We start from the raw sequence: 11,976 nt of genomic DNA on the forward strand, positions 1-11,976 counted from the left end.
ATGATGCGGCTCTACCTGCAGGACCTCATCCGCCTCGACCAGCGCGTCCGATTTCTGCTCGCGGGCGGCTTCGCCTCGGGCGTGAGTTGGGCATCACGCTTCCTGTTCAACACCGTAATGCCGTTCGCGCTTGCGGTCGCCACAGCGACCGCGCTCGGCATGGTGATTGGCTTCCTGATCTACCGCAGCTTCGTCTTCCCGGGCTCGTCGCGATCCCTTGCCGCGCAACTCGGGGGGTTCCTCCTGGTCAATCTGATCGGGGGACTCGTCACCGTGGCGGTGGCGATTGTCGCACGCGATGGGCTGTTGATGCCGCTCGGCCTTACAGAGATCGCGGCGCCTGCCGCGCACGCGATCGGTATCATGGCCGGTGCCGTCGCCAACTATATTGGACACAAGACGGTCACCTTCAGGACGGCCTGAATGCTCCTCCGAGAGCGCTGATCATGCCCCCGTGCTGCTTTCCCGCGCGCGGCGTCAAAACGGACTGTCGCGCATCCGCGGATCATCCCCTCGCGCCTTGCCGCGCACGTTCGTCGGCTGGAGCGGCGCGAGACCCGCCGAAGCCGCGCCGGTCCGGTCGAATCGCGCCGCCTGGAGTCCTCCGTTCCGGAAGGCCGGGGATGCAGCGGCTAACCCGAGCCAGACGCCGCGATTTCGCGATCGCTGAGGTGTCGGCAACGTCGTGTCGAACGGTGGTCTGAGCGGCTTCGGCTGGCGCGGTCGTCTTGATCCTGGAACCGCGCGCTTATCCCCGGAACCGGCGGTCGATTCGTTGCCGCGCAGCCAGGTTGTACTGCGCGTCGCGAGCGATCAGGAGGTCGAGCGGTCGGTTCGCTAGCAACCGATCCCGTTAAGCCGCGCCCCGCTGGCGCATGAGCCAGCATCCAGCGAGCAGAGCGGCACAATTGCCAGAGATGAAGACCGCGAGGATCGAGAAAACCAAGCCGCTGCCGATCGTGGAGATGAACGCAACGAGAGCCGCTGCGAAAGCCGAGGCGATGATAAAGACCATGTCTGGGCATCCTCGCTTGGAGCAATCGCCAGCTCACGCCGATCGCGAACTCTCCTCGTCAATCGTTACAGAAGCGTAAACAGTAATTTGCCAGCGCAGCACCTCGGTAAGGCCGACCACCGGACCCCTATCGCGACGACGCTCATGAACGGTGAACTGGACCGCGTCGCGCCTCAGCCGATGCAACGGAGGACGGCGCCGAGCTCGGCCCCCGGTCTCAACGACGTCCCCGCCGGCACGGCAATCGGGATCTCCTGTCCGCAGCTTGGACTTGAGCAAGGCAGCAGCGATCGCCTCGCGCGAGAAACCCGATGGCATCTGCGGGGAACCGCTTAGGCAACGGGGGCCTTCATTGAGTCGGCGCGTGTTTGGGCTCTGCGCCGCGGGTGCGCCGTATGCTCAGGGGGCCGCGACCCGTGGCGACCGGACCAAAGGCGTAAAGCGGCCTCGGTCGTGTCGGCCCGCGCGAGCCTGACGCGCGGCGCGTCGACAGACATCAGAGCAGATCAGACGATCGGACGGCCGTCTCGTGGGGGGCTTGATCTGTTATACCGCGCGGTATTCCGACTGCCCGGACGGTGTATACTGATACCGAACAACCCTCCTTCAGCGAGGTCAGCTGAATGGCTGTCCCATTTTATCGACACGCCCTCCCGGCTTGCTACGCTGAACGTGTCGCGTCGGTTCTCGCGAGTCCCTTTCTCACGAGCGGTCCGCGGTGCCAGGAGGTCGAAACGACGCTGCGCCGCTTCTTCGGGGTCGGGAGCGCCAAGCTGACGTCAAGCTGGACGCAGGGCGCGGTCGCAACTTTGCTCGCCCTCGATATCGGACCGGGCGACGAGGTCATCGTTCCTGCCATGACATTCGCCGCGACAGCCAATGTCGTCCGGCAAGTTGGAGCGACACCGATTTTCGTGGACGTTGATGCGCGAACGTTGCTCATGGACCTGACCCAGGCAGGGCAGGCGGTGACCACGAGGACCAGAGCCGTCATCCCGGTTCACCTGTATGGCCAGATGGTGGATATACCGTCGCTCAGGGCCGTGATCCCCGAGTCGGTCAAAATCATCGAAGACGCGGCGCACTGCTTCGAAGGCACGCGAGACGGCCGGCGTCCGGGCCAGCTCGGCGATGCGGCGATCTTCTCGTTCTACGCGACCAAGAATGTGACCTGCGGCGAAGGCGGCGCCGTCGTCACAAACGATTTGGCTCTGGCGGATGCCTTGGCTCAGACCGTTCAACACGGCATGTCGGCGAGCGCGGCCCGGCGTTTCGAGGGGCACACCTACCGCCATTGGGACATCGCCCGCTTGGGGACGAAGGCCAACCTCCCGGATTTGCTCGCGGTCCTTCTGGAGCCGCAGATCGCTGAGATCGACCTGCAACTGCAGATCCGGGAACGTCTCTGCAGACGGTATGAGGCTGCACTCGCGGGCACGCCCTTCAAATGGCCGACCATCGACGCCGACGCTGTCTCGGCGCGGCATCTGTTCCCGATCCACGTTCCGGGCGGGGCGCGGGATGCCGTCTTGAATGCTCTCGGCGAGGCCGGGATCGGTGCGACCGTGAACTATCGCTGTGTTCCCGCGCTGAGCCTGTACCGCACTGCGCAAGCGCAGCTTCGTTTTCCCATCTCCTGGCACTGGGGCGAAGGTACGCTCTCGCTTCCGCTATACCCGAGCCTGCGTGAGGATGAGCAGGACGAAGTCATCGCGGCCCTGCGGCGTTCCATTGCGACAACGGGCTTATCGGGCGCCGAGCCTGCACCGATCGCGTTCTGATAACACCTCGGTGTCTCGCATCCCTCGGGTGTGCTCCAGCTGTTCGGCAACGGTGTCGGATGGCCGGGACAAGTCGGGCGTTCACGCCCGATGGCCAATGCGAAGCCGTAGCGTACCTCGCTGCACGGGCGCTCGCCCCGCGTTCCCGGTCGGCAGGATCGATGCGGGCTTCTTCCTCCCGCCCGGTTGCGTCCCTGTCCGATCAGGCTGCCGAGATCGCGCGGTCGCGTCGTATGCGCGACCGAATGCCCGCGGAGCGCGACGTGCAAGAATGGCCATCGGCATCTTCGCGGAGAGGCCCGAGTGAGCGTCGCCGTCACGGCAACGGCATCACCCAGGCTTGAGCAGCGCTCTAAGATCCCGACTGCGTCCGTGCGCGGCGCTTGAGGTCGGCCATCGCGAAATAGGCCGCCGCCTTCCGGAGAAGCTCATTGGCCTGCGCGCCGGGTGTCGAGGCGTGTGCGGCGGCGAAGCGACCGGGAGCGGCCGGTGCGTCCGGGGCCGTCGCGTCGGACACCGGTCGCGGGCCGTACATTTCGAGCATCAGGGACGCCGATGCACCCAGGATCAGACCGAACACGACGCCGAGCCCGAGGAATTGAGCCCCGTTGGGAAACACGGCCCGGAGCGGAGTCGTCGCCGACTGAATCACACGAATGTTCGTCAGCTTTGCCGATCTGAGATCGGCATTGATTTGCTCTTCGGTGGTCCGCTTCGCGTAGAGTTCCGCATTCAAGGTCGCCTGGGCGACATCGCGTTTCAGCCTCTCGAATTCGGTCTGTTTGCTCACAAGCGTCGTCAGGTCTCGGTTGACGGTGCTGATCTCCTGCTCCTGCTGCTTGACGAGATCGAGAAGGCCGGCGATCTCGGAATTGACCTTCAGCAGCGCCACCATCGAGTCCTGATAGACGCGCACCATCAACAAAGGCGGGTCGCCCGCGCCGGCCGTGTTCTCTGAAGGGCCGCGTGACGGCGACCGACCTTTCTCGTCACCGCCGAGATTTTCGACCAGATTCGACACGAACGGAGATTGTGTCACCGGCTTGAGAAGTCGCAGCTGTGCGACGAGCGCCCCCTTTTGACCCTGTTTATCGACCAGCGAGCTGCGCGTCGCCGTCAGAGCCGCCGCAATGTCGCTGGCCCGATGCAAAAGCAGGCTTCGCTCATCCTCCACGGAGTACATTCGTTCCCGGCGGGAGAAATGCTCCAACAGTCGGGAGCGCATCTCCACTTCTTCGTTGAATCGCTTTTTCTGCTCGCGAAAGAAATCGATGGCGCCCGGCGTATCGGCGAGACGGATCTGGCGCTCGATGAACGATTCGGCGACGGCGTTCACGAACGCCGCCGTCAGACGTGGATCCGTGTATTGAAACGAGATTTTCAGGACCTCGGAATTGGGTTCAGTCCGCACCGTGAGGCGTCGGCTCAGGACGGAAGCGACCAGATCGATATCGGAGATGCCGGAGTCCTTATCCCCAGCGTGCTCCGGGACTACTCCCTCTGTGTCACGCCGGCCATGGACGATCTGCCTCAGCCATCCTCCCAATCCGGGAAGGCGGGATAGGCCGACGCCTTTGAATTTATCGAGCCCGACGCGATTGATTGCGCCGCGAACGACATCCTCGCTTTCCGCGATTCGAGCTTGAGAGGTGATCAACTCAAGCTGCTTCCGGCTGCCATCGGAAATATTCTCCGAAGCTTGACTGACAAGAAGCGATGTCGATGCTTCATAGACCGGTGCGATCAACAAATAAGCAGATAAAAACAGGGCAATACCGGCGCCCACCGCCAGGACCATCAATGCCTTATGTTTCCACATGCATCGCAACACCGTGCCTATCGAAGGCTTCATGTCTTGATCGTGCAGCATAAACGACATCCTGCTGGCGTGCGCTCTATTTATATTCGAGCCGCCGATTCAACGGCTAAACTAAAAAGCGCACAAATTACTGCGAGCGTTACTCCATTTTAAGGACTTGATATTTTCTGCGATTAGGCGTTCATTCAAAAGTCGGCTCTTAATCGCTAGTGCTCAAGGATATCGTGACCTTAGCAGGATTCATGCCTGAATTGCAACAACGCTCTTTATTCGCCCTTCGAGGCGAGACGTATTATATTTGAATTGGTGCTGGAATGCTCGTTTGGAAACGAAATATTTCCATGAAGATCGCCGTTGCACAAGCCGTGCAAATCATCGCGCCCTACATGCTTGCCGTATCCGGTCCGTTGGTGCTGTCAGCGACACAATTCGTTCTGTCAGTCGTTCTTGTCCATCTGATGAGCCCGAAGGATTTTGGCACTTTTTCGTTCCTTATGGTGACATCACAATTTCTGATGAGCTTTTCCGGCGCCTTTCTGTGTGCTCCCCTTCCCGTCGTGATGGCGAGAGCCAGCAACACACGCGATGCCGCTACCGTCGAGTGTTTGTTTGGTGTGAATATTATTATCGGACTATTGGTTTTTGTGGTGATTACCGCGCTCAGTGCTGCTCTCGGGATTAAAATTCTACCTGCAGCCCTATTCGGAGGATTCGCAAGCCTGACAATGCTGCGCTGGTTCGGTCGCGCCTATGTGTATGCGATCGGCCTGCCGCAACGTGCCGCCCTGTCCGATATCGTATCCGGCGTCGTCCTCGGCGTCGGCATCGGGTTGATCGCGTGGCAGGGCAGCGCTTCCCCCCTCTTCGCTTACGGTTTTCTGATGCTCAGTGCAGCCGGCGGTTTGCTGGCGTTCGGGCCTCGTCATCTCGCGGAACAGCTTCGATTGCCCCGCCTCGAAGAATTGTCGCGCTATGGTGCCGTCTGGAAAGAGCATTCGAGCTGGTCGCTGCTCGGACTGGTCACGACGGAGGCCACCGGCAACGCACATGCTTATTTCGTGACCCTGATCTCGGGTGCCGTCGCCTTTGCGGCGCTCGCGGCGAGCGCACTCCTGATCCGGCCGGCCATCATCCTGATGAACGCCCTCGGAGAATTCGAGAGACCGCGTCTCGCACGGCTCGTCGCCCAACAGCGATGGAGCGACGTCGATCGCACGCTGTCCCTGTTTCGATTCATTCTCATGAGCGGCTGGTTCGCAACCTTGGGCCTCGGCGTCATCGTTGCCTATTTCGCGCCCTCGCTTCTGTTTTCGAAAGACTACGATCTGCTTTATGTTCAGAAGGCATTTGTCCTGTGGTTGGCGATCATGGGCCTCCGCCTTGTCCGCACCCCGGAAAGCATCTTACTGCAAGCCGCAGGGCAGTTCCGGGTGCTGGCTTTCTCAAGCGTCTACTCGTCCGTAATCTCAGTCATCCTCGTCGTTGTCATGGTCTGGGTGGTGGGGCCGCTGTACTCGATGGTCGGCGTTCTCGCAGGCGAGGCGATCTTCACGCTGGCTGTATGGCGCGTCGCGCGTGCCTGGCGCTGGAAGGGCAGGCAGGCGTCTCCGCACGTGCAGTTGCCGTGAACGCGTGCAGTCTTCGCGATCACCGCCGCAGACGGCTCATCGTGGTCAGCCGGACGCGCCCGGGCGGCACGGGTCGCGCCGGTCTGCGCCGCTGACGGTCGCCGCGCCCGGCACGACGCCTGCCCCGGCCCCGTTTCACCATTCCGAGGATGGGCCGCAAATGAACTGTGGACTCACCTCGGAGCCCCGGAGAGCGCTTTCCGTGAACGCGTAGGCCGTCCACACTTGAGTCTGGTGCCGCGGCGGTCTGTCTTGCTCAGATGAGCGGACGGTCTCGCTGCGCTGCGGCCGCCGATCTCGGCGTCAGGCTCCCGACCGTGCGCAACGGGATCGACGGCCCGCGTGATCGCGAGATGGACGCGGCACCCGCAGAGCGGCTGGAGGGCACGGCTGCCGCGCTGAGGCGCCTGCGCGGCGCGAACGCCGTGCAGCGTCGGGACGGCTCGAGACACATCATTTCATCCTGAGCCATAGCCCGTCCGAAGCCGACTCGATCTCGAACAGGCGAAGGGCACGAAACGACCAGCCCGGTGAGACGGAGCCATCTCGGAGATCGAAAGAGGCGAGATGCCTGGGGCAGAGCAGCCGTCCACCGACGCACTGGCCGAGAGACAAGTCTGCCCCCTCGTGCGGGCAGGCCCGCTCGGCGGCTACGATCCGCTCGCCATCGCGCACGAGAAGCAGATGGTATCCTCGGACGGTGATCGCCACCGAGTTCCGCCCGGCGAGAAGGTCGTGCGGGCCGAGGCAAATCCGCTCTGGCCCGTCCGTCTCAGCCACCGAGATAAGCGTCCCGCACGTGGGGATCGGCGATGAGGTCCTGCCCGCGCCCCGCGAGGACGATGCGGCCGGTTTCGAGCAGGTAGGCGTAATCGCAGAGTTCTAGGGCCGCGAACGCATTCTGCTCGACGAGTAGCACGGTCGTGCCGGCATCGCGGATCGCCCCGATCACCGAGAACATCCGCTCGACGATGTTGGGAGCGAGCCCCAGGGAAGGCTCGTCGAACAGCACGAGCTTCGGGCGCCCCATCAGCGCGCGGCCGATCGCCAGCATCTGCTGCTCGCCGCCCGACAGCGTGCCGGCCGCCTGGTCGCGGCGCTCCGCGAGGCGCGGAAACTCCCCGTAGATGCGCGTCAGGTCCGCCGCGACCGCCGCCCGGTCGCGGCGGAGATAGGCGCCCATGGCGAGGTTCTCGGCGACCGTCATCTGCGGGAAGACGCGCCGGCCCTCCGGGCAATGGGCGATGCCCGCCGCCAGGATCCGGCGGGGCTCCGCCCCCGCGATGTCCCGGCCGGCGAACCGGATCGTGCCGGAGCGCGGCGCGACGAGGCCGGAGATCGCCCGGAGCGTCGTGGACTTGCCGGCCCCGTTCGCACCGACGAGGGCCACGAGTTGGCCCTCGCGCACGTCGATCGTGAGCCCCTTGAGCGCCGTGACGTGGCCGTAGCCGCAGACGAGGTCGCGGATCTCAAGCATGGACCGCCTCCTGCGCGGCAGCGGCGGCCTGCCGGGCCGCGCTGCCCTGGCCGAGATAGGCCTCGATCACCGCCGGATCGCTGCGGATCCGGTCCGGCGGCCCCTCGGCGATCAGGCGGCCGTAATTGAGGACGACGATGCGGTCGGAGACCTCCATCACCATCGGCATGTCGTGCTCGACGAGCAGGATGGTGACGCCGCGCTCCCGGATCTGCCGGATCAGGCGCACGAAGACCCGCGTCTCGGAGGCGTTCATCCCCGAGACCGGCTCGTCGAGGAGCAGCATGGCGGGCTCGGTGGCGAGCGCCAGCGCCACGCCGACGAGGCGCTGCTCCCCGTAGGCGAGGGCGCCGGCCTTCTCCTGCGCCCGGCCGGCGAGCCCGACCCAGTCGAGCAGCGCCGCGGCGCGGGCGCGCAGTTTCCTCTCGCCGGCCCCCGCGCGGCCGAGGAGCGCGTCGAGAACGGGCGCGCGGCCCGCCGCGGCGCCCATCTGGTGCAGGCCGATCATCACGTTGTCGAACACCGTGTCGTCCGGGAAGACGCTGGTGCGCTGGAAGGTGCGGGCGAGTCCGAGCCGCGTGATCGCGTGCGGCGGCAGGCCCTTCAGCGACGTGCCGCGGAAGCGGACATCGCCCTGGCTGGGCTTGAGGAAGCCCGTCATCATGTTGAAGGCCGTGGTCTTGCCAGCCCCGTTCGGGCCGATCAGGCTGACGATCTCGCCGGCCTGGACGTCGAAATGCAGGTCGGCGATGGCGACGAGGCCGCCGAAGCGGACGCCGACATGCTCGACCGAGAGGATCGCGCTCATCGCTGCACCGCCGGGTTGGCTTCGAGGACCGGGATCGACCGGACCTGCCGGCGGCCGAGCAGCGCCGACAGTCCCGGCACGATGCCCCGCGGCATCACGAACAGGATCACGATCAGCACGAGGCCGTAGACGATCCACTGCGCCTCCGGCGCCATGACCGGGCGGAGCGCCACCGGCAGCAGACCGAAGATCAGGCCGCCGACGACCGGGCCCATCAGGCTGCCCTTGCCGCCCGCCACCACCATGATGACCATGGTGACCGTGGTGGCGAACAGGAACACGTCAGGATCGATGATCCGCAGGTAATGCGCGTAGAGGCTGCCGGCCGCGCCGGCCATCGCCGCCGAGATCACGGCCGCGATGGTCAGCGTGCGGGTGGCGTTGATGCCTACCGAGAGCGCCAGGGACTCGTTCTCCTTGAGGCCCCGCATCGCCCGGCCGAAGCGCGAGCCGACGAGGTGGGCGATGATCAGCCAGCACAGCGTGCCGACGGCCAGCACGAGGTAGTAGTTCTGGAGCTTGGTCTTCAGGGTCCACATGCCGAGGCCGGGCAGACCGAGGGTGATGGCCGGGATGTTGGTCAGCGCCAACGGTCCCTGCGTTAGCTCGACCCAGTTGAGGGCCACGAGCCGTACGACCTCGGCGAAAGAGATCGTGACGATCACGAAGTAGGCGCCCCGCACCCGGAAGGAGAGTCGCCCGATCAGGTAGCCGCAGCCGCCCGCCGCCACCGTCGCCAGCAGGAGGCCGGCCACCGCCGGCCACGGCTCGTGGACCGCGCGGATGCCGAACCCGAGATCGACGTCGAAGCCGAGGCTCGTCAGCGCGCTGACATAGGCGCCGATGCCGAAGAACGCGATGTGGCCGAGGCTGAGCTGCCCGGTAAAGCCGAGGAGCAGGTTCAGGCTCATGGCGCCGATCGTCAGGATGCCCGTCACGATCAGCGCGTTGAGGAGGTAGGGGTTGGCGCCGAGACCCAGGGGCAGGGCGACGAGGCCGGCGAGCAGGGCGAGGGGGAGAAGCCGGTTCATCCGATGCGCTCCGCCTTCGCGAACAGCCCGGTCGGCCTGTAGAGCAGGACCGCGATGATGATCAGGAAGCCCATCGCGTCCCGGTAGCCGGAGGAGACGTAGCCGGCACCCAGTTCTTCGGCGAGCGCCAGGATGAAGCCGCCGATCGCCGCGCCGGTGACGTTGCCGAGCCCGCCCAGGATGACGACGGCGAAGGCCTTCAGCTCGGCGAGGCCGCCCATCTGCGGGAACACCACGTAGACGGGACCGAGGAGCGCGCCGGCGGCCGCGGCGAGCGACGAGCCCAGCGCGAAGGTGGCGGTGTAGATCCGGCGGACGTCGACGCCCATCAGCGCCGCCGTGTCGGAATCCTGGAAGGCGGCGCGCATGGCGAGCCCGAGCCTGGTCCGGTTGATCAGCGCGTAGGTGAGGGCGATCAGGGTCAGCGCCGCGCCGAGCACGAACAGCCGCAGCCACGACACCGAGACCGGGCCGATCTGCAGCGGCGCCTCGGGGAAGGGCGCGGGGATCGCCTTGGCGACGCCCCCGAAGGTCCAGAGCGTGCCCGATTGCAGGATGATCCCGGCGCCGATCATCACCAGCATGGTGGTGTCGATGTCCGAGCCCCGGAACGGCCGCAGCAGCACCAGCTCGATCGCGGCCCCGAGCAGGAGGCCGCCGAGGATCGCCACCGGCAGCGCCAGGAAGAAGTTCAGCCCCAGCGCTGCGACCGCGAGGTACATGACGTAGGCGCCGACGGTGTAGAGCGCGCCGTGGGTGAAGTTCACGACGTTCATGATCCCGAAGATCAGCGTCAGGCCGATCCCCAGCAGCGCGTAGGTACCGCCGAGGATGAGCGCGTTGACGAGGTGCTGGACCAGTTCGTTCATGGGCTTCTCCTGGCAGGTTGCGTGCCGGACGACCGGCGCCTCGCTGCGTGCGGGGACACGCGGGTTGCCAATTCGGGAGCCGGCACTGCGCGTCTCCCTCCCCCGCAGCGACGATGGTCACACATCTTCGTTTTGCACCGCCGCGGGCGGCAGAGCGCGACAGGCCCCCTCTCCCGTGCGGGAGAGGGTTGGGGTGAGGGATGAGAACTCTTCGGATCGAGCGCGCGATCGATGCGCGACAGGACGCGCCTCGTTCTGAAAGCTCTCGTCCCTCACCCTATCCCTCTCCCGCTCGGGAGAGCGGACCCGCGCTCGGTCCTGAAACCGCGTGGCCGAACCCGATGTGTGATTCTGTAAGCCCCCGCCGAGGGGGGAGGGACGGCGCGCGGTGGCAGCCCTACAGTGCCGGCACGATCACCTTCCCGTCCTTGATCTCGATGAGGTAGACGTCGGGCTTGCTCTGCCCGCTCTCCTTCCCGGCGGGGCCGGCCTTGGCGAAGCGGATCGGACCGTTGAGCCCGACGAAGTCGACCGACCAGAAGGCCTTGGTGATCGCGGCCGGATCGGCCGAGCCCGCCTTCTCGATGGCGTGGGCGATCGCGCGGATGCCGTCGTAGCCGCGGAAGCTCTCGGTCACGCCGGCGAAGTCGAAGCCGCGCTTCTTCCACGCGGCGATAAAGGCCTCGGTGGCCTTCGGGTCCGGCGTCCTGTCGGGCGACCAGGGCAGGAACGTCGTGAGGTGCATCGTGCCGTCGGCAGCCGCGCCGGCCTGGGCGATGATCTGGTCCGGGTTCTGCGATCCGCCGGTGGTGATGACCCGCTTCTTCAGGCCGAGCGCCGCCATCTGCTTGAACAGCAGCACGAGCTGATCGACCGAGCTCGTGATCATGATCGTGTCGGAATCCGAAGCCTTCAGCTTGGCGAGCTGCGCGCTCATGTCCTGCGCGCCCTGGTCCATGGTCTCGACGAGGCCGACCGCGACGCCCATGTCCTTGAGCATCTTGCCGAAATCGGTCGCTGCGCCGCGACCGAAGTCGTTGTTGAGGACGAGGAAATCGACCTTCTTCAGCCCGAGGCGGCCGATCATCGGCGCGAAGGTCTCGGCCTCCAGCGATGAGGGCGGCGAGATCCGGAACACGTAAGGGTTGCCGGAGGTCGTGATCTTGCCGGACGAGGAGGTCTCGACCAGCATCGGCGTCTCGTAATCCGCGAGCTTGGGCATCACGGCGAGCGTCAGGCTGGAGCCCCAGGCGCCCATCATCACCGGGGTCTTGTCGCTGGTGATCAGCTTCTCGGCGACCGCGGCGGCCTCGGTCGGGTTGCTCTTGTTGTCCTCGATCACGAGTTCCAGCGTCTTGCCGAGGACGCCGCCCTTGGCGTTGATCTCGTCGGCGGCGATCTTGGCGCCGTTCACCACGTAGGTGCCCGAGGCCGCGAACGGCCCGGTCAGGGGCTCGTTGACGCCGATGCGGATCGCGTCCGCCCGGGCGCCCGTCGCCGTCAGCGCCAGCAGGATCGCGGTCGTGAGGGTGAACCTGCTGGGCATTC

The 11,976-nt window shown here is 65.5% G+C and carries 11 protein-coding genes and 1 pseudogene; 4 read left to right on the forward strand and 8 right to left on the reverse strand.

The window, feature by feature from the left end:
• Complete coding sequence (locus A3862_RS15405) at window positions 1–423, forward strand: GtrA family protein (RefSeq protein ID WP_051044675.1); 423 nt, start codon at window positions 1–3, stop codon at window positions 421–423.
• 430 nt (window positions 424–853) lie between these two features.
• On the opposite strand, the gene A3862_RS31530 is transcribed toward A3862_RS15405, so the two are convergent.
• Complete coding sequence (locus tag A3862_RS31530; RefSeq protein WP_159020337.1) at window positions 854–1,015, reverse strand: hypothetical protein; 162 nt, start codon at window positions 1,013–1,015, stop codon at window positions 854–856.
• A gap of 623 nt (window positions 1,016–1,638) precedes the next feature.
• On the opposite strand from A3862_RS31530, the gene A3862_RS15410 reads away from it, so the two are divergent.
• Complete coding sequence (locus A3862_RS15410; protein ID WP_052083650.1) at window positions 1,639–2,796, forward strand: DegT/DnrJ/EryC1/StrS family aminotransferase; 1,158 nt, start codon at window positions 1,639–1,641, stop codon at window positions 2,794–2,796.
• 137 nt (window positions 2,797–2,933) lie between these two features.
• Window positions 2,934–3,111 (forward strand): annotated as a pseudogene (locus A3862_RS32610) (IS3 family transposase); the annotation flags it as partial.
• Window positions 3,112–3,148: 37 nt separating this feature from the next.
• Here the strand turns inward: A3862_RS32610 and A3862_RS15415 are convergent.
• Window positions 3,149–4,666 (reverse strand): GumC family protein, encoded by a 1,518-nt coding sequence (locus tag A3862_RS15415; protein ID WP_158498460.1) that lies wholly within the window; start codon window positions 4,664–4,666, stop codon window positions 3,149–3,151.
• 290 nt (window positions 4,667–4,956) lie between these two features.
• Between A3862_RS15415 and A3862_RS15420 the strand changes: the two genes are divergently transcribed.
• Window positions 4,957–6,243, forward strand: coding sequence for a hypothetical protein (locus A3862_RS15420; RefSeq protein ID WP_124262980.1), 1,287 nt, complete (start codon window positions 4,957–4,959; stop codon window positions 6,241–6,243).
• Window positions 6,244–6,696: 453 nt separating this feature from the next.
• Here A3862_RS15420 and A3862_RS15425 read toward each other — a convergent pair whose 3' ends face one another.
• From A3862_RS15425 to A3862_RS15450, 6 genes are all read right to left on the reverse strand, one after another.
• Window positions 6,697–7,023, reverse strand: coding sequence for a Rieske (2Fe-2S) protein (locus A3862_RS15425; protein ID WP_081948780.1), 327 nt, complete (start codon window positions 7,021–7,023; stop codon window positions 6,697–6,699).
• Window positions 7,016–7,720, reverse strand: coding sequence for an ABC transporter ATP-binding protein (locus tag A3862_RS15430; protein ID WP_043347345.1), 705 nt, complete (start codon window positions 7,718–7,720; stop codon window positions 7,016–7,018). The genes A3862_RS15425 and A3862_RS15430 overlap by 8 nt, the downstream gene beginning before the upstream one ends.
• The gene (locus tag A3862_RS15435) at window positions 7,713–8,528 is read right to left on the reverse strand and encodes an ABC transporter ATP-binding protein (protein ID WP_043758645.1); all 816 of its coding nucleotides are present in this window, start codon (window positions 8,526–8,528) and stop codon (window positions 7,713–7,715) included. The genes A3862_RS15430 and A3862_RS15435 overlap by 8 nt, the downstream gene beginning before the upstream one ends.
• A complete protein-coding gene (locus A3862_RS15440) occupies window positions 8,525–9,559 on the reverse strand; it encodes a branched-chain amino acid ABC transporter permease (RefSeq protein ID WP_043758643.1) in 1,035 nt (344 codons plus the stop codon). Before A3862_RS15440 ends, A3862_RS15435 begins: the two co-directional genes overlap by 4 nt.
• A complete protein-coding gene (locus tag A3862_RS15445; protein ID WP_111473706.1) occupies window positions 9,556–10,428 on the reverse strand; it encodes a branched-chain amino acid ABC transporter permease in 873 nt (290 codons plus the stop codon). Before A3862_RS15445 ends, A3862_RS15440 begins: the two co-directional genes overlap by 4 nt.
• A 397-nt stretch (window positions 10,429–10,825) precedes the next feature.
• The gene (locus A3862_RS15450; protein ID WP_043758639.1) at window positions 10,826–11,974 is read right to left on the reverse strand and encodes an ABC transporter substrate-binding protein; all 1,149 of its coding nucleotides are present in this window, start codon (window positions 11,972–11,974) and stop codon (window positions 10,826–10,828) included.
• Between the last annotated feature and the right edge of the window lie 2 nt (window positions 11,975–11,976).

It is taken from the genome of Methylobacterium sp. XJLW, assembly GCF_003254375.1.
Classification (GTDB): Bacteria; Pseudomonadota; Alphaproteobacteria; order Rhizobiales; family Beijerinckiaceae; genus Methylobacterium; species Methylobacterium fujisawaense.

Coding starts and splice junctions, on each gene's coding strand:
- A3862_RS15405 (WP_051044675.1), top strand. CDS start 1: ATGATGCGGCTCTACCTGCAGGACCTCATCCGCCTCGACCAGCGCGTC.
- A3862_RS31530 (WP_159020337.1), bottom strand. CDS start 1,015: ATGGTCTTTATCATCGCCTCGGCTTTCGCAGCGGCTCTCGTTGCGTTC.
- A3862_RS15410 (WP_052083650.1), top strand. CDS start 1,639: ATGGCTGTCCCATTTTATCGACACGCCCTCCCGGCTTGCTACGCTGAA.
- A3862_RS15415 (WP_158498460.1), bottom strand. CDS start 4,666: ATGCTGCACGATCAAGACATGAAGCCTTCGATAGGCACGGTGTTGCGA.
- A3862_RS15420 (WP_124262980.1), top strand. CDS start 4,957: ATGAAGATCGCCGTTGCACAAGCCGTGCAAATCATCGCGCCCTACATG.
- A3862_RS15430 (WP_043347345.1), bottom strand. CDS start 7,720: ATGCTTGAGATCCGCGACCTCGTCTGCGGCTACGGCCACGTCACGGCG.
- A3862_RS15435 (WP_043758645.1), bottom strand. CDS start 8,528: ATGAGCGCGATCCTCTCGGTCGAGCATGTCGGCGTCCGCTTCGGCGGC.
- A3862_RS15440 (WP_043758643.1), bottom strand. CDS start 9,559: ATGAACCGGCTTCTCCCCCTCGCCCTGCTCGCCGGCCTCGTCGCCCTG.
- A3862_RS15445 (WP_111473706.1), bottom strand. CDS start 10,428: ATGAACGAACTGGTCCAGCACCTCGTCAACGCGCTCATCCTCGGCGGT.
- A3862_RS15450 (WP_043758639.1), bottom strand. CDS start 11,974: ATGCCCAGCAGGTTCACCCTCACGACCGCGATCCTGCTGGCGCTGACG.